Annotated in this window: 20 protein-coding genes; 10 read left to right on the top strand and 10 right to left on the bottom strand. The window is 70.7% G+C overall.

What is annotated here, in order from left to right:
* Nucleotides 1-133 precede the first annotated feature (133 nt).
* Complete coding sequence (locus tag PV679_RS07120) at nt 134-676, bottom strand: Lrp/AsnC family transcriptional regulator (protein ID WP_416069666.1); 543 nt, start codon at nt 674-676, stop codon at nt 134-136.
* A gap of 173 nt (nt 677-849) precedes the next feature.
* Between PV679_RS07120 and pdhA (PV679_RS07115) the strand changes: the two genes are divergently transcribed.
* The 7 genes from pdhA (PV679_RS07115) to PV679_RS07085 all read left to right on the top strand — a co-directional run bounded on the left by pdhA (PV679_RS07115) (nt 850) and on the right by PV679_RS07085 (nt 9,039).
* Entirely contained in the window at nt 850-2,013 is a 1,164-nt protein-coding gene (gene pdhA, locus PV679_RS07115; protein WP_319679192.1) for a pyruvate dehydrogenase (acetyl-transferring) E1 component subunit alpha, read from the top strand.
* A complete protein-coding gene (locus tag PV679_RS07110) occupies nt 2,010-3,014 on the top strand; it encodes an alpha-ketoacid dehydrogenase subunit beta (RefSeq protein WP_319679191.1) in 1,005 nt (334 codons plus the stop codon). The genes pdhA (PV679_RS07115) and PV679_RS07110 overlap by 4 nt, the downstream gene beginning before the upstream one ends.
* A complete protein-coding gene (locus PV679_RS07105; RefSeq protein ID WP_319679190.1) occupies nt 3,014-4,420 on the top strand; it encodes a dihydrolipoamide acetyltransferase family protein in 1,407 nt (468 codons plus the stop codon). The genes PV679_RS07110 and PV679_RS07105 overlap by 1 nt, the downstream gene beginning before the upstream one ends.
* Before the next feature lie 100 nt (nt 4,421-4,520).
* Nucleotides 4,521-5,393 carry an NTP transferase domain-containing protein gene (locus PV679_RS07100; RefSeq protein WP_319679189.1) on the top strand — a complete coding sequence of 291 codons (873 nt, stop codon included), beginning with the start codon at nt 4,521-4,523 and terminating at the stop codon, nt 5,391-5,393.
* On the top strand, nt 5,390-6,892 hold the full coding sequence (locus tag PV679_RS07095; protein ID WP_319679188.1) for a molybdopterin molybdotransferase MoeA: 1,503 nt from the start codon (nt 5,390-5,392) through the stop codon (nt 6,890-6,892). Before PV679_RS07100 ends, PV679_RS07095 begins: the two co-directional genes overlap by 4 nt.
* Entirely contained in the window at nt 6,880-7,968 is a 1,089-nt protein-coding gene (locus tag PV679_RS07090) for a potassium channel family protein (RefSeq protein ID WP_319679187.1), read from the top strand. The genes PV679_RS07095 and PV679_RS07090 overlap by 13 nt, the downstream gene beginning before the upstream one ends.
* A gap of 81 nt (nt 7,969-8,049) precedes the next feature.
* The gene (locus PV679_RS07085; protein ID WP_319679186.1) at nt 8,050-9,039 is read left to right on the top strand and encodes an NAD(P)H-quinone oxidoreductase; all 990 of its coding nucleotides are present in this window, start codon (nt 8,050-8,052) and stop codon (nt 9,037-9,039) included.
* Nucleotides 9,040-9,172: 133 nt separating this feature from the next.
* Here PV679_RS07085 and PV679_RS07080 read toward each other — a convergent pair whose 3' ends face one another.
* From PV679_RS07080 to PV679_RS07055, 6 genes are all read right to left on the bottom strand, one after another.
* Nucleotides 9,173-9,715 carry a bacterial proteasome activator family protein gene (locus tag PV679_RS07080; protein WP_319679185.1) on the bottom strand — a complete coding sequence of 181 codons (543 nt, stop codon included), beginning with the start codon at nt 9,713-9,715 and terminating at the stop codon, nt 9,173-9,175.
* A 123-nt stretch (nt 9,716-9,838) separates the two neighbouring features.
* Nucleotides 9,839-12,679, bottom strand: coding sequence for an ABC transporter permease (locus PV679_RS07075; protein ID WP_319679184.1), 2,841 nt, complete (start codon nt 12,677-12,679; stop codon nt 9,839-9,841).
* A complete protein-coding gene (locus tag PV679_RS07070) occupies nt 12,676-13,440 on the bottom strand; it encodes an ABC transporter ATP-binding protein (protein ID WP_319679183.1) in 765 nt (254 codons plus the stop codon). Before PV679_RS07070 ends, PV679_RS07075 begins: the two co-directional genes overlap by 4 nt.
* A 302-nt stretch (nt 13,441-13,742) precedes the next feature.
* Nucleotides 13,743-14,378 (bottom strand): PadR family transcriptional regulator, encoded by a 636-nt coding sequence (locus PV679_RS07065; protein ID WP_319679182.1) that lies wholly within the window; start codon nt 14,376-14,378, stop codon nt 13,743-13,745.
* An 84-nt stretch (nt 14,379-14,462) separates the two neighbouring features.
* On the bottom strand, nt 14,463-15,227 hold the full coding sequence (locus PV679_RS07060; protein WP_319679181.1) for a hypothetical protein: 765 nt from the start codon (nt 15,225-15,227) through the stop codon (nt 14,463-14,465).
* Between the two features lie 250 nt (nt 15,228-15,477).
* Nucleotides 15,478-17,088 (bottom strand): protein kinase domain-containing protein, encoded by a 1,611-nt coding sequence (locus PV679_RS07055; protein ID WP_319679180.1) that lies wholly within the window; start codon nt 17,086-17,088, stop codon nt 15,478-15,480.
* 408 nt (nt 17,089-17,496) lie between these two features.
* On the opposite strand from PV679_RS07055, the gene PV679_RS07050 reads away from it, so the two are divergent.
* Entirely contained in the window at nt 17,497-19,125 is a 1,629-nt protein-coding gene (locus tag PV679_RS07050; RefSeq protein ID WP_319679178.1) for a protein kinase domain-containing protein, read from the top strand.
* Nucleotides 19,126-19,206: 81 nt separating this feature from the next.
* Here the strand turns inward: PV679_RS07050 and PV679_RS07045 are convergent, their stop codons facing one another.
* From PV679_RS07045 to PV679_RS07035, 3 genes are all read right to left on the bottom strand, one after another.
* Entirely contained in the window at nt 19,207-20,175 is a 969-nt protein-coding gene (locus PV679_RS07045; RefSeq protein WP_319679243.1) for a phosphotransferase, read from the bottom strand.
* A 225-nt stretch (nt 20,176-20,400) separates the two neighbouring features.
* A complete protein-coding gene (locus PV679_RS07040; RefSeq protein ID WP_319679177.1) occupies nt 20,401-20,817 on the bottom strand; it encodes a pyridoxamine 5'-phosphate oxidase family protein in 417 nt (138 codons plus the stop codon).
* Nucleotides 20,818-20,993: 176 nt separating this feature from the next.
* A complete protein-coding gene (locus PV679_RS07035; protein ID WP_319679242.1) occupies nt 20,994-21,653 on the bottom strand; it encodes a response regulator transcription factor in 660 nt (219 codons plus the stop codon).
* Between the two features lie 324 nt (nt 21,654-21,977).
* Between PV679_RS07035 and pdhA (PV679_RS07030) the strand changes: the two genes are divergently transcribed.
* Together pdhA (PV679_RS07030) and PV679_RS07025 are read left to right on the top strand one after the other, a co-directional pair.
* Nucleotides 21,978-23,159, top strand: a complete 1,182-nt coding sequence (gene pdhA / locus PV679_RS07030; protein WP_319679176.1) for a pyruvate dehydrogenase (acetyl-transferring) E1 component subunit alpha — start codon at nt 21,978-21,980, stop codon at nt 23,157-23,159.
* 2 nt (nt 23,160-23,161) lie between these two features.
* A complete protein-coding gene (locus PV679_RS07025; protein WP_319679175.1) occupies nt 23,162-24,142 on the top strand; it encodes an alpha-ketoacid dehydrogenase subunit beta in 981 nt (326 codons plus the stop codon).
* Nucleotides 24,143-24,150 lie beyond the last annotated feature (8 nt).

Genomic DNA, 24,150 nt, shown 5'->3' with positions numbered 1-24,150 from the left:
ACGCACGCTCACCGCGTTGTCGGAGTCATCCGAGTACGTCCAGTACACGGATGATCCTCCGCCTTGGGATCGCACGCACCAGACGTCGCGGGCCCCGCCCTCCGGGCGGACGGCGCTATGTGTCAGACACGTCCTAGAGCGGACCGGCCGCCGTTCCCGGGCCCGGGTCCGTCTCTTCGAACACCAGCAGCGTGCGGGTGGAGAGCACCTCGGGGATGGCCTGAAGTCTGGTCAGGACCAGCTCGCGCAGGGACCGGTTGTCCGCTGTGTGCACCAGCAGCAGTACGTCGAAGTCGCCGCTGACCAGCGCGATATGCGTGGCGCCCGGCAGCTCCTGGAGCTGCTCGCGCACGGTGCGCCAGGAGTTCTGGACGATCTTCAGAGTGATATAGGCGGACGCGCCTTGACCTGCGCGTTCATGGTTGATCCTGGCACTGAAGCCACGGATCACGCCGTCGTCGAGCAGCCGGTTGATCCGGGCGTACGCGTTGGCGCGCGAGACATGGACCCGATCGGCCACGGACCGTATCGAGGCACGGCCGTCCGCCTGGAGGATCCGGAGGATGTCCCGGTCGATGGCGTCCAGAGGACGCGGCGGCGGGCCCTGCTCCACGCCTCCGTTGCCTCCGCCGGCCCTGTCGCCTCCGTCGCCGTCGGCCATTTGTTCAGCTCCCATGTCTCCCCGCCTCCGTGCCATGGACGGCCTGCGTCCATCCCAGGCTGTGGAGAACCGTTTGTCCACAGGCTGGAGGTGCCTGTAGCCAAAATGCCTTCCCGACCGAACAATCGGTACGTGAGGCGTGCCACATCCAGGCACCCTGTCGCCCGCTCCCACGAGGAGGTGCACGCGTGAAGAAAAGCAGTACGTCGGTCCAGGAGCCGCCTGGCGCCGCCCACCGGTCCACCCCGCCCCCGGCGTGGCAGCCGCGTACCGATCCCGCACCGCTGCTCCCCGATTCCGAGCCGTATCGCGTGCTGGGTACGGCCGCCGCGGCCGGTGCCGATCCCGCGCTGCTGCTGCGGCTCTACGCGGAGCTGGTGCGCGGCCGCAGGTACAACACGCAGGCCACCGCGCTCACCAAGCAGGGCCGGCTGGCCGTCTATCCGTCCAGCACCGGCCAGGAGGCCTGCGAGGTCGCCGCCGCGCTGGTGCTCCGGGAGCAGGACTGGCTCTTTCCCAGCTACCGCGACACGCTCGCGGCCGTGTCGCGCGGGCTCGACCCCGTCCAGGCGCTGACGCTGCTGAGAGGCGACTGGCACACCGGCTACGACCCGTACGAGCACCGCATCGCGCCGCTGTCCACGCCGCTCGCGACCCAGTTGCCGCATGCCGTGGGCCTGGCGCACGCCGCCCGGCTCAAGGGCGACGACGTGGTCGCGCTCGCCCTGGTGGGCGACGGCGGCACCAGCGAGGGTGATTTCCACGAGGCGCTGAACTTCGCCGCCGTATGGCGGGCTCCGGTCGTCTTCCTCGTGCAGAACAACGGCTTCGCGATCTCGGTGCCGCTCGCCAAGCAGAGCGCCGCGCCTTCGCTCGCCCACAAGGCCGTCGGATACGGGATGCCGGGCCGGCTGGTCGACGGGAATGACGCGGTGGCGGTGCACACGGTGCTGAGCGAGGCCATGGACCGGGCCAGGCGTGGCGAGGGACCGACGCTGGTCGAGGCCGTGACCTACCGCATCGACGCCCATACGAACGCGGACGACGCGACGCGCTACCGCGGTGACGCCGAGGTCGAGGCCTGGCGTGCGCACGACCCGGTCCGGCTGCTGGAGCGGGAGCTGACGGAGCGTGGGGTGCTGGACGAGGACGGCGTCAAGGACGCGGCCGCGGCCGCCGAGACGATGGCCGCGCGGCTGCGTGAGCGGATGAACGCCGAGCCGGTGCTCGACCCGATGGATCTCTTCGCGCATGTCTACGCGGAACCGACCCCGCAGTTGCGCGAGCAGGCGGCGCAGCTCGCGGCCGAGCTGGACGCGTCGGCCGGGGAAGCGCCGGGTGGGCCACGATGACCACGGTCGCGGTGAAGCCCGCCACCATGGCGCAGGCGCTCCGGCGCGCGCTGCGCGACGCGATGGCTGAGGATCCGTCCGTCCATGTCCTCGGTGAGGACGTCGGCACGCTCGGCGGGGTCTTCCGGATCACCGACGGGCTGGCCGCGGAGTTCGGCGACGACCGGTGCACGGACACGCCGCTCGCCGAGGCCGGCATTCTCGGTGCGGCCGTCGGGATGGCGATGTACGGGCTGCGGCCCGTCGTGGAGATGCAGTTCGACGCCTTCGCCTATCCGTCGTTCGAGCAGCTCGTCAGCCATGTGGCGAAGATGCGCAACCGCACGCGCGGTGCGATGCCGCTGCCGATCACCGTGCGGGTGCCGTACGGCGGCGGGATCGGCGGGGTCGAGCACCACAGTGATTCCTCCGAGGCGTACTACATGGCGACTCCCGGTCTCCATGTGGTCACACCGGCGACGGTGGACGACGCGTACGGCCTGCTGCGGGCCTCGATCGCCTCGGACGATCCGGTGATCTTCCTGGAGCCGAAGCGGCTCTACTGGTCGAAGGCGCAGTGGTCGCCGGACGCGCCGGCCGCGGTGGAGCCGGTCGGACGCGCTGTCGTACGGCGCCGGGGCAGCAGCGCGACGCTCATCACCTACGGCCCTTCCGTGCCGGTCTGTCTGGAGGCGGCGGAGGCGGCCCGCGCCGAGGGCTGGGATCTGGAGGTCGTCGATCTGCGCTCGCTGGTGCCGTTCGACGACGAGACGGTCGCGGCCTCCGTACGGCGTACGGGACGGGCGGTCGTCGTCCATGAGTCCACCGGCTTCGGCGGTCCCGGCGGCGAGATCGCGGCCCGGGTCACCGAGCGCTGCTTCCACCATCTGGAGGCGCCGGTGCTGCGGGTGGCGGGATTCGATGTCCCGTATCCGCCACCGATGCTGGAGAGGCACCATCTTCCGGGAGTGGACCGGGTGCTGGACGCGGTCGCACGGCTTCAGTGGGAGACGGAGAGCTGATGGCCCAGGTGCTCGAATTCAGGCTGCCGGACCTCGGAGAAGGACTGACCGAGGCGGAGATCGTCCGCTGGCTGGTGTCGGTGGGAGATGTCGTCGCCATCGATCAGCCGGTTGTCGAGGTCGAGACGGCCAAGGCGATGGTGGAGGTCCCCTGTCCGTACGGCGGCGTGGTGACGGCGCGGTACGGCGAGGAGGGTACGGAGCTGCCGGTCGGAGCGCCGCTGCTGACCGTGGCGGTGGGCGCCGCGGCCGGGAGCGGCGAGGAGCCCGGGAGCGCGCCGGGCCTGTCGCCGACCGCCGCTCCTGACACGGCCTCCGCCTCCGACGAGTCGTCGGGCAATGTGCTGGTCGGCTACGGCACGGCCGCTCCGGCGGCGCGCAGGCGCCGGGTCCGGCGGGGATCGCCCACTGATTCCGCCGCACGCGCCGGCTCTCTCGCCGTTTCCGGCGGTCCGGCGGTGAACGGCACGACCGGGCCGGTCCCGGTCGTCTCGCCGCTGGTGCGCAGGCTGGCCCGGGAGCACGGTCTCGACCTGCGGGAGCTGACGGGCTCGGGCCGGGACGGACTGATCCTGCGGAGCGATGTCGAGCAGGCGATCCGGCGGAGCGCGACGCGGACACCGGCGCCCGCCGCCGCGGCGCCCACGCCCGCTCCGGCGGTCTTGTCCGCTGCTCCGGCGGTCTCGGCTGCTCCGGCGGTCTCGTCCGCGCAGGCCGGTGCCGTCCGGGTGCCGCTGCGCGGCGTGCGCGGCGCGGTCGCGGACAAGCTCTCCCGCAGCCGGCGCGAGATCCCGGACGCGACCTGCTGGGTCGACGCGGACGCGACGGAGCTCATGGCGGCCCGTGCGGCGATGAACGCCGCCGGCGGTCCGAAGATCTCGCTCCTCGCTCTGCTCGCCCGGATCTGTACGGCGGCTCTGGCCCGCCATCCGGAGCTGAACTCCACGGTGGACCTGGCCGCCCGGGAGATCGTGCGGCTGCCGCAGGTGCATCTGGGCTTCGCCGCGCAGACCGACCGCGGGCTGGTCGTGCCCGTCGTACGGGACGCGCAGGCGCGCTCGGCGGAGTCGCTGAGCGCGGAGTTCGCGCGGCTCACCGAAGCGGGCCGGTCCGGCACGCTGACACCGGGCGATCTGACCGGCGGGACATTCACGCTGAACAATTACGGCGTGTTCGGCGTGGACGGCTCGACGCCGATCATCAACCATCCCGAGGCGGCGATGCTCGGAGTCGGCCGGATCGTGCCCAAGCCCTGGGTCCACCAGGGTGAGCTGGCTGTCCGCCAGGTCGTCCAGCTCTCGCTCACCTTCGACCACCGGGTCTGTGACGGCGGTACGGCGGGAGGCTTTCTGCGCTACGTGGCGGACTGCGTCGAACAGCCGGCGGTGCTGCTGCGCGCGCTGTAGCGGGATCCGGTCCGCGAGGAACGGCCGGGAGCACGGTCCGGGACCGAAGCCGACTGAGCACGGACGCTTCGAACGGGCGATCGCGGACCATACTTCAGCCATGACCGCGTATGACGCCATCGTGCTCGCCGGAGGTGCCGCCAAGCGGCTCGGCGGCGCCGACAAGCCTGGGCTGAGCGTCGGAGGCCGGGCGCTGCTCGACCGGGTGCTGGCCGCCTGTGAGGAGGCCGCCAGCACGGTCGTGGTGGGCGGCAGACGGCCCACGGTCCGGCCGGTGCGCTGGACGCGTGAGGAGCCGCCCGGCGGCGGACCGCTGGCCGCGCTCGACGCGGGAGTACGGTGCGTCGACGCCGGTACCGTGCTCGTGCTCTCGGCGGACCTCCCGTTCCTCGGAAAGCCGACGGTGCGCCGGCTGATCGAGACGCTCACCGCCAGTGGCCGGGAGGCGGCTCTGCTCACCGACGAGGACGGCCGCGACCAGCCGCTGGTCGCCGCCTACCGCGCCGAGCCGTTGCGCCGCGAACTCGCGCTGCTGGCAACCGAGTACGGCACGCTCGCCGGTCTGCCGCTGCGTCTGCTGTCACACGAACTTGACCTCGCCCGGGTCGATGCCGATCCCTTCGCCTCCTTCGACTGCGACACCTGGGAAGACATCTCCACAGCCCGGGCCCGGATCAGAGAGCATGGGACCGTGCTGGATGAATGGATCACCGCAGTCAAGGACGAACTCGGCATCGAGCTGGATGTCGACACCCATGTCCTCCTCGACCTCGCCCGCGACGCCGCTCATGGCGTCGCCCGGCCCGCCGCGCCGCTGACGACCTTCCTGGTCGGTTACGCCGCGGCGAAGGCCGGAGGCGGACCGGAGGCCGTCGCCGAAGCGTCCCGCAAGGCGGCGGCGCTCGCCGTGCGCTGGGCGGACGAGGCGGAGGACACCGGCGGGACCGGGTCCAAGGGAGCCGACGCCGGATGACGGCCCAGGACGGCGAGGACGAAGGGATCGAGGACGCACTGGCCCTGGTCAGCAGGGAGCCGGCCGCGCCGCGTGACCCGGGCCGGGCGTGGAGCGCCGGCCGGGCGCGGGAGTCCGGCCGCTCGTCCGACGGTCCCACGGGACACGGCGCCTCCTGGGACCGTGAGCCGGGCCAGGACCGTGACGTGGGCCGCGGTCATGGTTCCGGCCGCGGCCATGGCGCGGGTCAGGACCACGGCGGCGGCTTCGCCGGAGTGGGCGGGCGCCGGCCGGAGCCATGGGCGGTGGCCCGCGCGCTCGCGGCACGTTCGGGACGGTCGGCGCCGGCCGCCGTGGCCCGTCGGCTGCCTCTCGATCAGGCCGTGGGCCTGGCACTCGCCGAGCCGCTGACCGCGCTCACCGATCTGCCGTCCTTCGACACCTCCGCCATGGACGGCTGGGCGGTCTCGGGACCGGGACCCTGGTCCGTGCGGCGTCCCGGCGGTGCGCCGGCGGATGCCACCGACAACAGCGGCATTCTCGCCGGTCACGACGCGGTGGCGGCGCTGCCGGACGGAGCCGCCGTACGGATCGCCACCGGCGCCCGTGTCCCGCCCGACACCTCCGCGGTGATCCGCAGCGAGCACGCCCGTACGGACAGCGGCGGTCATCTCCATGCCGAGCGCGAGGTGATTCCCGGGCAGGACATCAGACCGCGCGGCCAGGAGTGCCGCTCCGGCGACCGGCTTCTGCCCGCCGGTTCCGTGGTGACACCCGCCGTACTGGGCCTCGCGGCGGCGGCCGGTTACGACGAGCTGCTCACCGTCCCGCGCCCACGTGTCGAGGTGCTTGTTCTCGGCGACGAGCTGCTGGCGGCGGGACTTCCTCATGACGGGCTGATCCGCGACGCCCTGGGCCCGATGCTGGCGCCCTGGCTCCGCGCTCTGGGCGCCGAGGTCATCGCCACCCGGCGGATCGGCGACGATGCCGACGCGCTGCACCGCGCGGTCACCACATCCACGGCCGATCTTGTCATCACCACCGGCGGCACCGCCGCCGGTCCGGTCGACCATGTCCATCCGGTCCTCCGGAAGGCGGGCGCCGAACTGCTCGTGGACGGAGTCGCCGTCCGCCCCGGTCATCCCATGCTGCTGGCCCGGCTGGTATCGGGAAAGCATCTGGTGGGGCTGCCCGGCAACCCGCTCGCCGCGGTCTCCGGACTGCTGACGCTGGCCGAGCCGGTGCTTCACGCGCTGGCGGGCCGGGCGCCCGGGACCCCGTACCGCGCACTCCTGCGGGACGCGGTGCAGGGACATCCACAGGACACCCGGCTGGTGCCGTTCGTCCACCGTGACGAGGGGCTCGTGCCGTTGCGCTTCAATGGCCCTGCCATGCTGCGGGGTATCGCCGGAGCCGACGGTCTCGCGGTCGTGCCGCCGGGCGGCGGACGGCCCGGCGAGGAGCTGGAAGTTCTCGACCTGCCGTGGGCGGCCTCGGCGGAAGGCGGATGTTTCACGTGAAACTTCCCGGTCATGACGCGATGGCCAGGCATGCGGACGAGTATCTGGTCACCGCCCGGGTGAACCTTCCGCATCGGAGGGTCGAACGGCCCCTGCGGCAGGTCAGCAAACGTCTGCTGATGGCCCTGTTCGTGCTGGCCATGACGGTGTTCATCGTCTTCGTCGACAGCGAGGGCTACCACGACAACTCGGACAACGCTGTCGATTTGCTCGATTCTGTCTACTACGCGACCGTGACGCTCTCCACGACGGGTTACGGCGATATCGTCCCGTACAGCGACAGCGCACGGCTCGCCAATGTGCTGCTCGTGACCCCGCTGCGGGTGCTCTTCCTCATCATCCTGGTCGGTACCACTCTTGAGGTCCTCACGGAGCGCACCCGGGAGGAGTGGCGGCTGAACCGCTGGAGGTCCAACTTGCGCGACCACACCGTCATCGTCGGCTATGGCACCAAGGGACGGTCGGCGATGCAGACCCTCTGCGCCACAGGCATCAAGAAGGAACAGATCGTCATTGTCGATCCGTCCAGCAAGGTGATCGAAGCGGCCAACGCGGAAGGGTTCGTGGGCGTCGTCGGCGATGCCACCCGCAGCGATGTGCTGTTGCGGGCCGAGCTTCAGCGGGCCCGGCAGATAGTCATCGCCACTCAGCGCGACGACACAGCGGTGCTGGTAGCGCTGACCGCACGGCAGTTGAACCGCCGAGCGAAGATCGTCGCCGCCGTGCGCGAGGAGGAGAACGCACCGCTGCTGCGCCAGTCCGGAGCCGACGCGGTCATCACCAGCGCCAGCGCGGCCGGCCGGCTGCTCGGTCTCTCGGTGCTCAGTCCCAGGGCGGGCGCCGTGATGGAGGATCTGATCCAGCAGGGCAGCGGTCTCGACCTCATAGAGCGCCCGGTGGTCAAGGCGGAGGTGGGACGGAGCGTGCGCGAGACGGACGACCTGGTGGTGTGCGTGCTGCGTGGACACCGCCTGATCGGTTACGACGACCCGACCGCGAGCCCGCTGCAACTGACCGACCGTCTGATCGCCATCGTCCGGGCCCAGAGCGACCCGGCGCCGGTCCACTCGGAATGAGCGGCGGACCACCGGCAACAGGCCGGACGGACGCCGCCGTTGAACCCGCCTCGGAGGTCGCCGGGGAGTAGCCTCGCGGCCATGCATGCGATCACGATTCCGGAACCTGGTGGCCCCGAGGCGCTTGTCTGGGCCGAGGTGCCCGATCCCGTACCCGGCGATGGCGAAGTGCTCGTCGAGGTCGTGGCGAGCGCCGTCAACCGCGCCGATCTGCTGCAACGCCAGGGCTTCTACGATCCGCCGCCCGGCGCCTCCCTGTATCCCGGCCTGGAGTGTTCGGGCAGGATCGCCGAGCTGGGCCCCGGTGTCTCCGGCTGGGCCGTCGGCGACGAGGTGTGTGCGCTGCTGGCCGGTGGCGGATACGCCGAGAAGGTCGCCGTACCGGTGGGGCAACTGCTCCCGGTGCCGGAGGGAGTGGATCTGGCCGAGGCCGCGGCCCTTCCCGAGGTGGCTTGCACGGTCTGGTCGAACGTCTTCATGATCGCCGGTCTGCGGCGGGACGAGACGCTGCTGGTGCACGGCGGAGCGAGCGGTATCGGAACGCTGGCGATCCAGCTCGCCAAGGCGATCGGCGCGCGGGTCGCGGTCACCGCCGGCGGCGCCGACAAGCTGGCGCGCTGCGCCGAGCTGGGTGCGGACATCCTGATCAACTATCGCGAGCAGGACTTTGTCCCGGAGATCCGCGAGGCCACGGACGGCGCCGGTGCCGATGTCATTCTCGACATCGTCGGCGCGAAGTATCTGGAACGGAATGTGAAGGCCCTGGCCGTGAACGGCCGGCTGGCCGTCATCGGTATGCAGGGCGGGATGAAGGCCGAACTCAACCTGGGCGAGCTGCTGCGCAAGCGCGGCACCATCACCGCCACCTCACTGCGCGCCCGTCCGCTGCGCGAGAAGGCCGAGATCGTCGCGGGTGTACGCGAGAACGTCTGGCCGCTTGTCGCCAGTGGCCGGGTCCGTCCGATCGTGGACCAGAGGCTGCCGCTGTCGGAGGCGGCCGAGGCGCACCGTGCGCTGGAGGCAGGCGCTCATGTGGGCAAGATCCTGCTGCTCACGCCCGCCGCTGTCTGAGCCGTGCGTCGGGTCGTCCCTGGCCCGGTACACCGCGCGGTGTACCGGGCCAGGGACCGAACCGTCCAGGGACACAACGTCCGTTGAACCGCGCGCCGCGCGCCGATGGGCCGATGGCCCGCGATCCGGTGGTCTACAGATACGGGCCGGAGCGGATCGCCCCGTGTCCCTGCTCGCCGTCGTCCTCCTGGATCGAGCCCGGCGGAAGCGCCCGGCGCATCTGTTCCAACTGGGCCCTGGCCGCCATCTGCTGAGCGAACAGCGCCGTCTGGATTCCGTGGAAGAGGCCCTCCAGCCATCCCACCAACTGTGCCTGTGCGATCCGCAGCTCCGCCTCGGAGGGAATGGCCTCGTCGGTGAAAGGAAGCGACAGCCGTTCCAGTTCCTCGACCAGCTCAGGAGCGAGCCCGTCCTCCAGCTCCTTCACCGAACCGGCGTGAATCTCCTTGAGCCGCACCCGGCTCGCCTCGTCCAGAGGAGCCGCACGCACCTCCTCCAGAAGCTGCTTGATCATGCTGCCGATGCGCATGACCTTCGCCGGCTGTTCGACCATCTCCGTCACCGGGACCTCGCGTGCCTGGTTGTCGGCTCCACCGCCGCCGAGCGACATCCCGTCCTGTCCCACCACAAGGACATGAGGGCTCTCCTGCGACCGTTCGTTCCTCGGCATCTCCATGCGCCCATTGTCGCGCACATGTGCGCCATCAGACGGTGTGCCCCCGTACGAGGATGATCCACCGTCGTACGGAGGCACATCTCGCCGTGCGAGGCGAGCCTGGCGGGACGTTCGCGATCCGTCCTACGCGGCCGCCCGCCGGCCCAGCGTCCGGTGCGAGCGGGTGACCAGGGCCGCCAGGACCGCCGCGCCCAGCGGGACCGCGATCAGCAGGACCGCCAGCGTCTCCCACGGGATGACGACGGGCACATACGGCGCGGTGGCGTCGCTCAGCCCTTCCTTGAGCGTCCGCTGGTATCCGGCCAGCCCTTCACGGCGCTGGGTCAGCCGCAGCCCGACCGCCGGCAGCACACCGGCGGCCGAGCCCAGCAGCACACCCATCACGGCCACCACCGCGCACTGGAATCCGCTGAGCGTCCTGCGTACCCGCTCCGGTGCGCCGACCGCGGCGAGCGTCTTGAGATCGGACTCCGCGTCGGCCTGGGCGAGACCGGTGGCGATGCCCGCCGCGCCGATGGTGATCAGTCCGGCGAAGACGGTCAGCGCCAGCAGTGTGATGTCGCTCTCGCTGACATAGCCCCGCTCGATATGCAGGGTGGCCTCGGTACCGGTCTTGTCGATCTCGCTGTTCAGCTTCTGTTCCTGCGCGCTGTCCGGCATGGCGCTGGTCGTGTAGTACGCGCCGAGCGGGACGGTGCCGATGCCCGCCGACTTGGCCGCGGCCGGCGTCAGGAGCATCGAGAGGCCGTACGCGTTCTGTCCGTCCGGGATCTGGTGGGCCGGGAAGGACTTGACCACACCCGGGGCGTCCTGGCCCCGCCCGGCGGCGGCGTCCGCCTTGTCGGTGTCGGTGATCAGGCGGATGCCGACCTTCCCGCCGGTGTCGAGATTGCGCTTGTCGAAGGAGACGGCCTCGCCGTCCGCCAGCGCCTTCTCCGCTGCGGAGTCATTGATCCCGAGGACCTTCAGCACATTGGCGTCACCGATCAGGACTCCGCCGTCGACATTGCTGTAGACGCCCGATTCCTCGCAGCGCCAGTCCTTGATGAGCTTGCGGCGCTCGGCGGCGCTGAACTTCGTCGCCGGGTCGACGGCGCCGGTCTCCCACAGCGGGCAGCGATTGGGCTTCGGGACGACCACTTCGTAGCGTCCGCAGCCGTCCTCGCCGCCGTAGACCGGGCAGCTCGGCCTGCCCACGGAGATCCGGTCCACATGGGCCCGGATGTCCACGGGCAGGGTCTTCTGGACCGCCGAGCGTACGGTCGGCACATCCCGGCCGCCGTCTTCGGCGATCATGACGTAGACAGCGCCGCGCGGAAGCTGCGGCTCGTACGCGGCCATGTTCTGGGCGTCGCTGCTCGCCGCGTAGGTGGACACCGCCACCGTGCCGGCGACCGCGGCCAGCACCGCGGCCACGGCCGGGGCCGTGCGCCCTCGGTTGCGTACGGCGTCACGCAGCGCGAGCCGCGGAGAGAGCGGCAGCCAGCGGCCGACGCGGCCGAACAGGCCCACCAGGGCCGGAGTCAGCGCGACCACGCCCAGCTCCGCGATGGCGCTGCCGCCCGCGACAATGGCGAACTGTTCGCTCACCGCCGATCCGTACAGCGCGATCGCCGCGCCGAGCACAAACGCGATCAGGCCCAGTACGGGCAGGACCCTGCTGCTCCGGCGCACGCCGCGACGGCCGGTCAGCGAGGCCAGCACGGTCTGCCGGGAGGCGGTGACGGCCGGGACGATCGCGGCCAGCAGACCGGTGATCACGGCGAGCAGCGCGATGCCGAGCAGTTCGGCCGGCCGGAGGCCGAAGCCGCCGAACCGCTTGCCCATGTACTCCTCAAGGACGGGCCGCAGGACGTAGGTGAGGGCGATGCCCAGGGCCGTGCCGGTCACGGCCGCCGCGACACCGATCACCAGACCGCCGGCGAGGACGATGGCCCGGATATGGCGCCGGTCGCCGCCATTGGCGCCGACCAGGCCGAGCTGACGGCGCGAGCGCCGGGCGCCGACGGCGAAGGCGGGGCCGGCCAGCAGACAGATCTCCAGCATGGCGAGGCCCACGATGGTGGCGGCCACGGCGAGCTCGGTGGCGGAGGAGGCCGCGTTTCGATCGCCCCAGCCTTCCTGCTGGTACAGCGGGACGTCCGAGTCGGCCGGTGGGGCCAGGGCGACGGCACGGGAGTCCACCGTGATGCCATGGGTGTTGACCTGCTGCACCATGTTCCACGTGAAACCACCCGGCACGTTCACCAGCAGGGTGGTGCGCTGGTCCGTGCCGGGCAGCCCGTCCGCCTCCAGCGCCTTGTCGAGCGGATCCAGCATCGCTCCGGGCAGCGCGGTGACCTGATCGGTCTTGAGGACATCGGGCAGTTCGTACGCGCCCACGATCCGGTAGTCGGCGTCAAGGCCGCGGGCGGTGAGCTTCGACCCCACCCGCAGCCCGCTGGTCTCCAGGAAGTGGGTGGTCGCGGCGACCTCACCGGCCTTCTCGGGGAAGCGGCCGCTGTCCAGGCGCATGATGCCCCGGGCCATCGGGTCGGCGGCCTTCAGCTCACGGATCTCGGTCGGAAGCAGACCGTGTGTGGTGCGGAGCTTCGCGGAGCCGAGCGTGTCCTCCAGGACGGTGCCGCCCGGCGGGACGGCCTTCTTGAAATCGGCGGCACCCTCGGGCCAGGGATTTTCGTCGAAGTCGCCGACCGGCGAATAGCTCTGGCCGTCCGGGCTCTGGAGGAGTGGCGCACCGCCGAGGGACGGATCGGTGAACCGGGCGTCGGCCCGTCCGAGGCTCCGGCTGAGGCTCTCCTCGGTGGAGAGCTCCGCGCTGCGCAGCGTCAGATCCGCGGCGCTCACACCGAGGATGGGAAGCGCGATCATGGCGAGAACGAGGAAACTGCGTCCCTTGAAACGCCAGGCGTCACGGCGGGCTATCCGCACCGCGGCACGCCAGGAGTGGAACCAGGTCTTCACAGCTCGGCCGCCTGGCCGGAGAGCAGCGAGTCCGCCTTGCTGCGGACGGTCTGGTCGACGACCGCGCCGTCACGCAGGAAGACCACCCGGTCCGCCCAGGCCGCGAAGCGCGGCTCATGAGTGACCAGGACACCGGCGGCGCCCGCGTCGCAGCGGGTGCGCAGCAGCGCGAGCACGCTTTCACCGGTCTCGGAGTCCAGAGCGCCGGTCGGCTCGTCCGCGAGCACCAGACGCCGGTCGCCGATGAGCGCGCGGGCTATCGCCACCCGCTGCTGCTGGCCGCCGGACATCTCGTCCGGGAAACGGTCGGCGAGCTGGTCGAGGCCCATCTCGGCGAGCGCGGCGAGTGCTTCGGTACGTGCCTTGCGCGCGGAGGTGCCGTCCAGCTCGCGCGGAAGCGCGATGTTCTCCGCCGCGGTCAGTGCCGGGATGAGGTTGTAGTCCTGGAAGACATAGCCGATGCTGCGCCGGCGCAGGGCCGCGAGTCTCTTGCGGTCGACGGCGGTGATGTCGGTGCCCTCGACGATCACGCGGCCGGAGGTCGGAGTGTCGAGGCCGCCCGCGATGGTGAGCAGCGTGGACTTGCCGGAGCCCGACGGGCCCATGACGGCGACGAGTTCGCCGGGATGGACATCGAGGTTGATACCGCGCAGGGCATGGACCTCGGTGGCCCCGCTGCCATGGACACGGGTCAGTTCCTGGAGTTGCAGCACGGGCTGTTGCTGGTGGTGCTGGTGTTGCTGGTGTGACTGGTCGGGCATGAGAGGTCCCCCTTGAGGCGTACGCGTAGGTCCGCGTAGCTGCGAGCGGATGTGAGTGAGGAGAAGAGAGAGACGGGCCGAGGCCCGGTGGCCGCACCGGCGGGATCCGCCCGCCGGTGAGCGCGGTGTGTCCGGCCGCTCCTGGTCCGGCATACGAGACCCGGCGGCGCACCGGACTCAGCGGCATACGAGACCCGGCGACGCACCGGACTCGGCGGCAACAAGACCCGGCGGCGCACCGCACCAGCGGCGCACCGCGAGCCGGCGCCGCTGGACCGCCGGACACGGACCCGGCGACAGGCCTATTCGGCGGAAGGCGTGACCACGGCCTCGGGCTCCGGCCGCACGGCCGGCCGGCCCGACCGCGTGTCCGGCGACTGAGCCGCTGCGTCGTTCCGTTCCGGCAACAGCGAGAGCCGGACCAGCCGGGACTCGCAGTGGTCGAGCCAGCGGGCCTCGGCCTCGGTCTGGAAGATGAGCTGTTCGAGGACGAGCAGCCAGGCCACCTCGTCGCGGTTGACCGGGACGGTTTCCAGCGCCCGGGCCTTGAGCCTGGTGTAGTCCTGCATCGCCTGGACGGTGTGGTGGCGCTGCGCCTGGATGACCTCCCGGATGTCGACTCCGGGCGCGCCCACCGCCATGGCGAGCTTGATCGCCAGCTCGTCCCTGGGCGGGCTGCTGCGGTCGACCGGCGTGCGGAACCAGGACTTCAGCTCCGCGCGGCCGGTGTCCGTGATCGCGTAGAGGGCATGGCCCGCGTCGTCCTCACCGTCCTGTGTGACCATGCCGTCGCGTTCCAGACGGCTGAGGGTCGTATAGACCTGGCCCACGTTGAGCGGCCAGGTGGCACCGGTGCGGGACTCGAACTCCGTGCGGAGCTGAGAGCCGTAGCGCGAGCCGTGTTCCAGCAGGGCGAGAAGCCCGTGGCGAATCGACATACTCAGTATGTATACCGAGTATGAAGTGGCCCGCAAGCCACTTGAGACGGACCTGACGTGTACGCCGGAAGGAGGACGCGCCGGTCAGCGGTGGCGGAGCCGCACTCCGAGGAACCCCAGTCCGAGGCCGATCAGTGTGATTCCGGCGCCCAGTGTCAGCACGGGAATCGGCCGGGTGATGGACTCGGCGATGGCCTTCGAGACCGGTTTACGGGCGGCGGACGGCGGCCGGGTCCCGCGCGAGGCCGGTTCCTCCGGCGGATACTCCTCCGCGTAGTCCTCCGCCTCCCAGGTCTGCTCCCGCGTGTCTCCCTCGTCCGAGTCCTCCGTGCTCTCGCGGGACGGCTCGGACGTCGGCCGCGCCGTGCGGGAGGCGGAGGCCGAGGGGGCCGTGGAAGGGGCCGTGGAGGGAGACGGCGACCGTCCGGGACGCCTGGACGGGTTCAGGCCCGTCTCGCCTCTCGGGTCGTCCCTGGTGGTCCCTCGGGCGTCGTCCCGGGTGTCGTCACTCGTTTCGTGGGCCGGGTCCTCCGGCCGCCATTCCCCGGGCTCGGCCGGTCTGCCGGGCCGGATGCGTCCCTCGCCGGCCAGTCGGCCCGCCAGCGGGCCGGGCGGCTCGTCGCCGGGCTCCTCGTCCGGTCCGTCCGCCGGTTCCTCCGGTCCGTCCTCCGGACTGTCCACCGGTTCGGCCGGTTCGTCGGCGAGTGTGCCCGCCGGTCCGTTGGCCGGCGCCCGGGACGACGCAGGTACGGCGGTGGGTAGCGCGGACTCCTCGGCGTACGCGGCCGGCGCGGCCAGCAGCAGGGACGCGACCGTGATCGCACAGCGGGAGCCCAGCGTTGGAGTCACCGGCTCAGCGTCACACGCGACCGCGACTCCGGCATCCCGGATGAGCCGTATGGGATCCGTACGAATCAGGCGGTGCCGCGCGCGGTCCGGCAGCCGCCAGCCGCAAGCGAAAAGGCCGGCAGCCACAAGCGAAAAGCCGGCAGCCGCAAGCGAAAAAGCCAGCAGCCACAAGCGAAAAGGACCGCAAGCGAAAAGGGCCGGAAGCCGCAGGAAAGAAGACGGACGCCGGAGAGGCCCGGCGTACGACGGACTACTCCGGGTCGCCCGTCGAGATCGTCAGCTCGAACACCTGATTCCTCGGCACGATCCCGGAGCCCTCACGCGGGAACTGGTCGATCACGGTGTCCTCGGCGTACTGGCCGTTGTTCTCTTCCTTGACCGTCCATCTCCAGCCCGCCTCACGGAGGCATTCCTTCACGGAGATGAGGTCCTTGTAGCGCAGATCGGGAGCCTCGACCTTGGCCGGGTCGATGCCGTCCTCGGAGGCGTCCGTGCAGTCCGAGGCGTCCATGGTCCGGTTCCGCTCCGGCGCGCGGTGACCGGCCACCGGCGAGTCGCTGATGCCCGTGCCGTCCGTGCCGCCGGAGTCCGAGTCGCCGTTCATGGAGAGCGCCGTGATCACACCGCCGATCGCGAGGACCGCGACCACGATCGAGCCCACGACGAGCGGCATGTTCCGCCGGCCGCCGGGCCGCCCGCCGTGAGCGCCATGACCGGCACCGGCGGCGGAGTGCGACGAGACGGAGTACGACTGCGGGTTGCCGTACGGCGGCGGCGCCTGCGGATAGCCGTAGCCGGGCGCCGGGGTCTGTATCGGAGGCGGCGTCGGCGCGGGCGTCGGCGGTCCGTACGGTCCCGGCTGGTAGGGCGTCCGCACACCGTGCGGCGGCGGCGTCGAGTCCACCGGCGGAAAGACCGCCGAGCCGACACCCGGGCCGCTGTGGCGCGGACTGCCCGGCACGATCACCGGAGCGCCGGTGTGTCCGGCCGCCGTCACACGCGCGCACTCGTCGCGCATGGCGGCGGCGCTCGGGAAGCGCTCGTTCGGGTTCTTCTTCAGCGCCCGCGCGACCAGCGCGTCCACCGCCGGTGTGATCGAGCGGTTGAAGGTGGACGGAGCGACGGGCTCCTCCTGCACATGCGCGTACGCGATGGCCAGTGGCGAGTCCGCGTCGAACGGCAGCCGGCCCGTCAGGAGTTGGAAGAGCATGATGCCGACCGAGTAGAGATCGGAACGGGCGTCGACGCCGCGTCCCAGCGCCTGCTCGGGCGACAGATACTGCGGTGTACCGACGACCATGCCTGTCTGTGTCATCGAGGTGACGCCCGACTGCATGGCGCGCGCGATGCCGAAGTCCATCACCTTGACTATGCCGCGCTTGGTCATCATGACGTTGCCCGGCTTGATGTCCCGGTGGACCAGGCCCATCTCGTGACTGGTCTCCAGAGCGGCCAGCACATCGGCCGTCACCTTGAGCGCCTTGTCGGCCGGCATCGCGCCGTACTGCGCGATGTCCGCCTGGAGTACGGAGCCGAGCGGCTGTCCCTCGACGTACTCCATGACGATGTACGGCATCAGCGCGCCGTCCAGCTCGTCCTCACCGGTATCGAACACGGAGACGATATTGGTGTGTGAAAGTTTGGCGACAGCCTGGGCCTCGCGCCGGAAGCGCTCACGGAAGGACTGCTCGCGGCCCAGCTCCGTGTGGAGGGTCTTGATGGCCACCTGGCGGTCCAGCGCCACGTCGTACGCCAGATATACGGACGCCATCCCGCCTTCACCGAGCAGGTCGCGAAGCTGGTACCGGCCGCCCGCGACCGAGCTGCCCGCATGGCGGCCGTGTGCGCCGTCCTGGCTCATGACTGTGCTTCCCCCTCGGCACGCCGCACAGTGAGGCCGGCGTGGTGCCGGCGCGGCCGCCGTGAGAAGGAGGCCCGCACTGATTCCGGTGCTGTGATGTCGACGCGATGATCCGTATGACGGGCCAAGTCTGCCCCAGGGCACCGACACGTCAAGCCGGGTGCCCGTTCCGTGACCGTACGCACAGCAAGCGTCTCGGAAGCGTTACAGGCGGACCGGAGAATTTGCCTGGGCGCGGTGGCAGCGGGTTTGATGGCCCGTCCATCCTGAACCGGCGTGTCCCGGGAAGCCTGTAGCGTGACATGGCATAGCGACACGTGAGACACGCATGGCCACACCTGAGACACACAGCGACACCGCGGACCGCGCACGCGGGTATCACGCGGACAGAAACGACGGCGAGGACTGATGGCAGCCGAACCCGAAGCAGGCGGCGGAGTGTCGGATGCCGCGGAATCCTGGGGCGACGGCGGGCTGGTCGGTGGACTGGTCGGCGACGGCCGCTACCGGATGACCCACCGGCTCGGCCGCGGCGGCATGGCCGAGGTGTTCGCGGCCGAGGACGTACGGCTCGGACGCACGGTCGCCGTCAAGCTGCTCCGGGCCGACCTCGCCGAGGACCCGGTCTCCAAGGCGCGCTTCACGCGCGAGGCCCAGTCGGTGGCCGGCCTCAACCACCACGCGGTGGTGGCGGTGTACGACTCGGGCGAGGACACCGTCAACGGCCAGACCGTGCCGTACATCGTGATGGAGCTGGTCGAGGGCCGCACCATCCGTGATCTGCTGGTCAACGCGGAGGCACCGCCTCCGGAGCAGGCGCTGATCATCGTGTCCGGTGTGCTGGAGGCGCTCGCCTACTCGCACCAGCACGGCATCGTGCACCGCGACATCAAGCCCGCGAACGTGATCATCACTCACAGCGGCGCCGTGAAGGTGATGGACTTCGGCATCGCGCGCGCCCTGCACGGCGCGCAGTCGACGATGACCCAGACCGGCATGGTCATGGGCACGCCGCAGTACCTCTCGCCGGAGCAGGCGCTGGGCAAGGCCGTCGACCACCGCAGCGACCTGTACGCCACGGGCTGTCTGCTCTACGAACTCCTCGCGCTGCGGCCGCCGTTCACCGGTGAGACCCCGCTCTCTGTCGTGTACCAGCATGTCCAGGACATCCCGGTCCCGCCCTCCGAGGTCTCGGACGGCGCTCCGCCGGAGCTGGACGGCCTGGTCATGCGGTCGCTCGCGAAGGAGCCCGACGACCGGTTCCAGAGCGCCGAGGAGATGCGCGGCCTGGTCCAGTACGGCATGCAGATGCTCCAGCAGCAGGGCGGCCACACGGGAACCTGGAACACCGGCCCGGTCGAGGCGCACCCGGGCGGCGGCACGCGCGCGATGGGCATGGCCGCCACGACCGCGATGGGCTATCCGCCGCACGGCGACACCTCGCAGGGTCCGATACTGCCGCCGATGAATCCGGACGACGGCGGATACGAGGGCGGTCACCAGGGCGGCGGCGGTCGCGGCAGGATGTGGCTGTTCGTCGCGCTCGCGCTGGTCGCGATCGTCGCGGGCGCCGCGTACGCGCTGAACGGCATGAGCGGCACGGACAACAACAAGACCAAGGACACGCCGGTCGTCTCGCCGACCGAGTCGTCTCAGAGCTCCGACCCGACGCCGTCCGACGAGGAGTCGTCGCAGGACACGGAGTCCGACGATTCCTCCGGCGGCAATCAGCAGCCGGAATACACGCCGCGCGAGACGCCGTCGGAGACGCCGAGCGGTGAGACGGAGAAGCCGACCCTCGCGCCGTCCAAGCCCAGCCAGTCGTCGGGATCGACGGGCACCACCGGCGGGTCGAACCAGGGCGGCACGGACGGCAACACCGGCAGCACCTCGGAGGGCACCACCGACGGCGGCACCGACTCGGGCGGGACCGACCAGGGCACGAGCACGGGCAGTGACACCGGAGGCACCGCCGACGGCGAGCCCGGCGGGACGGTCGCCGGCCAGGTCGGCGGCCCTTCCGGCAGCGCCGGCTGACGATCGGCCCGCCTCGGCCGCGGGCCCGTACGGCAGCGGTCCCGGGTGCCCGCCCGTCATGGCGGGGCCCGGGACCGGCCGTCAGCCCGTGAACGCCTCGTACACCGCCTCGTACTCCCGCGTCCACCACACCGCGAGGGCCGACACGGCGGCGAACAGCGGGTCGGCCCTCCGGTCGCCCCGCTGATAGCTCCAGCGCAGTATCCAGAAGTCGTTGAGCCGCTCCCACCACACGCGGTGCACGGCCGCGGCCAGTTCCGAGGCGTCCGCGCCGGCCGCCTTCCGGTAGGCGCGCGCGTACGCACGGACCTTCCCGAGCTCCAGCTCGCCCGTCGGCCGGACGAAGAAGATCGCCGCGGCCCGTACCGCCTCCTCCGCGCGCGGCTGTACGCCGAGCCGGTCCCAGTCGACGATCGCGGCCGGCTCCGCGCCCCGGTACAGCAGATTCAGCGGATGGAAGTCGCCGTGCACCCAGCCGGTGGCCGGTTCGGCGCCGGGCGGCGGGCGGCGGTGGGCGTGGCGCTCCAGCAGGACGCGGCGTTCCGCGAGGCGGTGCTCGGCCAGTGCGTCGAAGGCGCTTCTGGGCGTGCGGTCGCGGGCCAGCGTCAGCAGTTCGTCGATGAGCGTGAAGGTGCCGGCCGGGTCCGGGCTGTCGTGTGCCCGGCCCGCCGGATCCGGCTCCATCACCTGCTCCAGGCAGACATGCACCAGTCCGAGGAGCCCGCCGAGATGGCGTGAGCCCTTGGCCGTGAGCTGAGCGCCGTCGCGGTGGCGGCCCTCGACCCACGGATGCAGGGCGTAGCAGCGGCCACCGATGACGGCGACGGTGTCACCGTCCGTGTTCTCGACCGGTGGCGCGACGGGCACGCCGAGCGCCTGGAGCCGCTGTGTGGCGCGGTGCTGGCGCGCGATGGCGTCGTGGTCGCCGTCGAGATGGTGTTTGAGGAAGTAGGAGCCGCGCGTGGTGGCGAGGCGGTAGCCGCGGTTCAGCAGCCCCTGGGCGACCGGTTCACAGGAGAGAGGCTCGCCGGCGTTCCGGTAGCGGCGCAGAAGCGCCCGGACAGGAGGCGCGGAGACGGAAGCGGCGTGAGCGGCGGAGGTGGCATGAGTGGTGGAAGTGGTGCGAGAGGCGGCAGAGGGCGGAAGGACAGGTGGTGCTCTATGTGGTGCGGGAGTGGCAGGTGAGAAGTGAGAAGCGGGGGCGGGCGGGGGAATCAGAGCGGTCGCGGCAGGCGCAGCGAGTTCATATGAGCGCGGCACTTGTCAGATGGTAGATCACGCAGCGTGTCCACTCCGTCGCTCCCGGGAGTGTTCGAGCATGTGTACGGTTACGAACTGCGGCACAAGCCGCATATAGACCGGATCAAGCGGCTCGTCGTCCACCTGGTGCGGGCCAATACCGAACAGCTTCAGCTCCTCGGCCGTCGGATCGATGATCTCGGCGGTCCCGGTGAACTGGACCGACCAGAGGTCGGCGTCGGCGCTGCCGAAGTTGTCCGCGCAGTACGCCATCACGCAGCCGCCGGACAGCCGGTGATAGCCGAGGTCCTCGTGCATACGCAGCAGGACGCAGCCTTCCGCCACGGCATGGCGGGCCGGTGCGACGAACGGCATCGCGCGCATGCTGGCCGCCACTCGTCCGAACGGGACTCGCTTGAGCAGTTCCATGGCGCGGTGTTCGTCGGTCGGCATGGAGTCCACTGTCCGTTACCGGGACCCTTGACCAACAGGGGAGGCGGCCCCGAAAACAGAGGACGTTGGTCCCGATTACGACCGGGACTGTCACGGTATGTATACGGGATTCGATTCCGCCGGCCCGCGCCGGCGCGGATCCTCCGGCTGCCGTGAGCGTGAGCGGAGCGCGGGCTTCAGCGCTTCTGCGCTCCCAGCCGCGCCACATACGCGGCCGCCTGCGACCGCCGCTCCATCCCGAGCTTGGACAGCAGGGTGGAGACGTAATTCTTGATCGTCTTCTCGGCGAGATGCAGCCGCTCACCGATGGCGCGGTTGGTCATGCCCTCGCCTATCAGATCCAGGATCCGGCGCTCCTGGTCGGTGAGACCGGCCAGCTTGTCGTCGGCCTTCGGTCCGTTGCCGTCGCGCAGCCGCTCCAGCACCTGCGCCGTCGCCACCGGATCGAGCAGCGACTTGCCGGCCGCCACGTCCCGTACCGCCGCCAGCAGTTCGCTGCCGCGGATCGCCTTGAGCACATAACCCGACGCTCCGGCCATGATCGCGTCGAACAGCGCCTCGTCGTCGGCGTACGAGGTGAGCATCAGGCACTTGATGTTCTCGTCCTGCGAGCGGATCTCCCGGCAGACCTCGACTCCGCTGCCGTCCGGCAGCCGTACGTCCAGCACGGCGACATCGGGGCGCGCCGCCGGGATCCTGGCCATGGCGTCGGCGGCCGTGCCCGCCTCTCCTACGACTTCTATGCCCTCCTCCACAGACAGAAGTTCGAAGACACCCCGGCGGACGACTTCATGGTCATCAACCAGGAATACGGTAATTTTTCCATCTTCGTACACAGAATTCAGTCTCACACACTCACCCCTTCCCTGCCGCAGATCAGCGGGATAACGTGCCGTTGTTCCGGCGGCCTGCAAGGCTGTGACCAGTGGTTGTTCCCGACTTTGACGATTTACTTGGAAATCCAAGCAAAATTGCAGGTCAAACGGGGTTTCGCAGTAATGCGGCCCACTGGGTAACGTGCCTGTGACAGGGCGCTCGCCGGGGCACCTGTCACGCCTGTCCCGACCGGGTCGCACCCACCCCGTGCGCACGGCGGTAACAGGCGAGCCGCACTGGTTCCCGGCGGATCCCGGGGGCCGGACAGACGGAGGAGCACGCACGTGACCGTGGAGAGCACTGCCGCGCGCAAACCGCGACGCAGCAGCGGCGCCAAGCGCGCTAGCGCGAAGAGGACGCCGCAGCCACAGAGTTCCGGGCCCCCGCTCGTACAGTTGCTCAGCCCTGAGGGCGAGCGCGTCGAGCATCCGGACTACGAGATCGACCTGACCCCGGACGAACTGCGCGGGCTGTACCGGGACATGGTCCTGACCCGCCGCTTCGACGCCGAGGCCACCGCGCTTCAGCGCCAGGGCGAACTGGGACTGTGGGCGTCGCTGCTCGGCCAGGAGGCCGCGCAGATCGGCTCCGGCCGCGCGCTGCGCGACGACGACTATGTCTTCCCGACCTACCGGGAGCACGGAGTCGCCTGGTGCCGCGGGGTCGACCCGACCAATCTGCTGGGCATGTTCCGCGGCGTGAACCACGGCGGCTGGGACCCGAACAGCAACAACTTCCATCTCTACACGATCGTCATCGGCTCGCAGACCCTGCACGCCACCGGCTATGCCATGGGCGTCGCCAAGGACGGCGCGGACGCCGCGGTGATCGCGTACTTCGGCGACGGCGCCTCCAGCCAGGGCGATGTCGCCGAATCGTTCACCTTCTCCGCGGTCTACAACGCGCCGGTGGTCTTCTTCTGCCAGAACAACCAGTGGGCGATCTCGGAGCCGACCGAGAAGCAGACCCGTGTGCCGCTCTACCAGCGCGCGCAGGGTTACGGCTTTCCCGGCGTCCGGGTCGACGGCAATGACGTGCTCGCCTGTCTGGCCGTGACCCGCTCCGCGCTGGACCGGGCGCGGCGCGGCGAGGGACCGACCCTGGTCGAGGCGTTCACCTACCGGATGGGCGCGCACACGACCTCGGACGACCCGACGAAGTACCGCGCCAACGAGGAGACGGAGGCCTGGGAGGCCAAGGACCCGATCCTCCGGCTGCGCAGGTATCTGGAGCGGGAGGGCTGGGCCGACGCGGCGTACTTCGCGGCCCTGGAAGAGGAGAGCGAGACGCTCGGCAAGCGGGTGCGCGAGGCGGTGCGGGCCATGCCCGATCCCGACCGGCTGGCCATCTTCGACCATGTGTACGCCGACGGGCACGCGCTCGTCGACGAGGAGCGCGCGCAGTTCGCCGCGTACCAGGCGTCGTTCGCGGACGTGGAGAGCGGCTCCGCCGAGGAGGGCAAGTAGACATGGCCGTACAGAAACTCCCGCTCGCCAAGGCGATCAACGAGTCGCTCCGCAAGGCCCTCGACACGGACCCGAAGGTCCTGATCATGGGCGAGGACGTCGGCAAGCTCGGCGGTGTCTTCCGTGTCACGGACGGACTCCAGAAGGACTTCGGCGAGGACCGGGTCATCGACACGCCGCTCGCCGAGTCCGGCATCGTCGGTACGGCCATCGGTCTCGCGCTGCGCGGTTACCGTCCGGTCGTCGAGATCCAGTTCGACGGGTTCGTCTTTCCCGCGTACGACCAGATCGTCACGCAGCTCGCGAAGATGCACGCGCGCTCGCTCGGCAAGATCAAGCTGCCCGTCGTGATCCGGATCCCGTACGGCGGCGGTATCGGCGCGGTCGAGCACCACAGCGAGTCGCCCGAGGCGCTCTTCGCGCATGTGGCCGGATTGAAGATCGTCTCGCCGTCGACGGCGTCGGACGCGTACTGGATGATGCAGCAGGCCATCCAGAGCGACGATCCGGTGATCTTCTTCGAGCCGAAGCGGCGCTACTGGGACAAGGGCGAGGTCAACGACGAGGCCATCCCGGACCCGCTGCACGCGGCCCGGGTCGTCCGGAGCGGCTCGGATCTCACGCTCGCCGCGTACGGCCCGATGGTGAAGGTCTGCCTGGAGGCCGCCGCCGCGGCGGCAGACGAAGGCAAGTCGCTGGAGGTCCTCGATCTCCGCTCGATGTCTCCGATCGACTTCGACGCGATCCAGACATCGGTGGAGAGGACGCGCCGGCTGGTCGTCGTGCACGAGGCGCCGGTCTTCTACGGCTCCGGCGCGGAGATCGCCGCGCGCATCACCGAACGGTGCTTCTACCATCTGGAGGCTCCGGTGCTGCGGGTCGGCGGCTATCACGCGCCGTATCCGCCGGCCAGGCTGGAGGACGAGTACCTCCCGGGCCTGGACCGAGTGCTCGACGCCGTCGACCGCTCGCTCGCGTACTGAGGAGTGCC

Source organism: Streptomyces sp. AK02-01A (assembly GCF_033795305.1).
GTDB lineage: Bacteria > Actinomycetota > Actinomycetes > Streptomycetales > Streptomycetaceae > Streptomyces.
This window is presented reverse-complemented; position numbering and strand designations above follow the sequence as displayed.

Excerpts from the sequence above, each read along its gene's own strand:
- PV679_RS07120 (WP_416069666.1), bottom strand. The coding sequence starts at position 676 with ATGGGAGCTGAACAAATGGCCGACGGCGACGGAGGCGACAGGGCCGGC.
- PV679_RS07110 (WP_319679191.1), top strand. The coding sequence starts at position 2,010 with ATGACCACGGTCGCGGTGAAGCCCGCCACCATGGCGCAGGCGCTCCGG.
- PV679_RS07105 (WP_319679190.1), top strand. The coding sequence starts at position 3,014 with ATGGCCCAGGTGCTCGAATTCAGGCTGCCGGACCTCGGAGAAGGACTG.
- PV679_RS07100 (WP_319679189.1), top strand. The coding sequence starts at position 4,521 with ATGACCGCGTATGACGCCATCGTGCTCGCCGGAGGTGCCGCCAAGCGG.
- PV679_RS07095 (WP_319679188.1), top strand. The coding sequence starts at position 5,390 with ATGACGGCCCAGGACGGCGAGGACGAAGGGATCGAGGACGCACTGGCC.
- PV679_RS07090 (WP_319679187.1), top strand. The coding sequence starts at position 6,880 with ATGTTTCACGTGAAACTTCCCGGTCATGACGCGATGGCCAGGCATGCG.
- PV679_RS07085 (WP_319679186.1), top strand. The coding sequence starts at position 8,050 with ATGCATGCGATCACGATTCCGGAACCTGGTGGCCCCGAGGCGCTTGTC.
- PV679_RS07080 (WP_319679185.1), bottom strand. The coding sequence starts at position 9,715 with ATGGAGATGCCGAGGAACGAACGGTCGCAGGAGAGCCCTCATGTCCTT.
- PV679_RS07070 (WP_319679183.1), bottom strand. The coding sequence starts at position 13,440 with ATGCCCGACCAGTCACACCAGCAACACCAGCACCACCAGCAACAGCCC.
- PV679_RS07065 (WP_319679182.1), bottom strand. The coding sequence starts at position 14,378 with ATGTCGATTCGCCACGGGCTTCTCGCCCTGCTGGAACACGGCTCGCGC.
- PV679_RS07055 (WP_319679180.1), bottom strand. The coding sequence starts at position 17,088 with ATGAGCCAGGACGGCGCACACGGCCGCCATGCGGGCAGCTCGGTCGCG.
- PV679_RS07050 (WP_319679178.1), top strand. The coding sequence starts at position 17,497 with ATGGCAGCCGAACCCGAAGCAGGCGGCGGAGTGTCGGATGCCGCGGAA.
- PV679_RS07040 (WP_319679177.1), bottom strand. The coding sequence starts at position 20,817 with ATGCCGACCGACGAACACCGCGCCATGGAACTGCTCAAGCGAGTCCCG.
- PV679_RS07025 (WP_319679175.1), top strand. The coding sequence starts at position 23,162 with ATGGCCGTACAGAAACTCCCGCTCGCCAAGGCGATCAACGAGTCGCTC.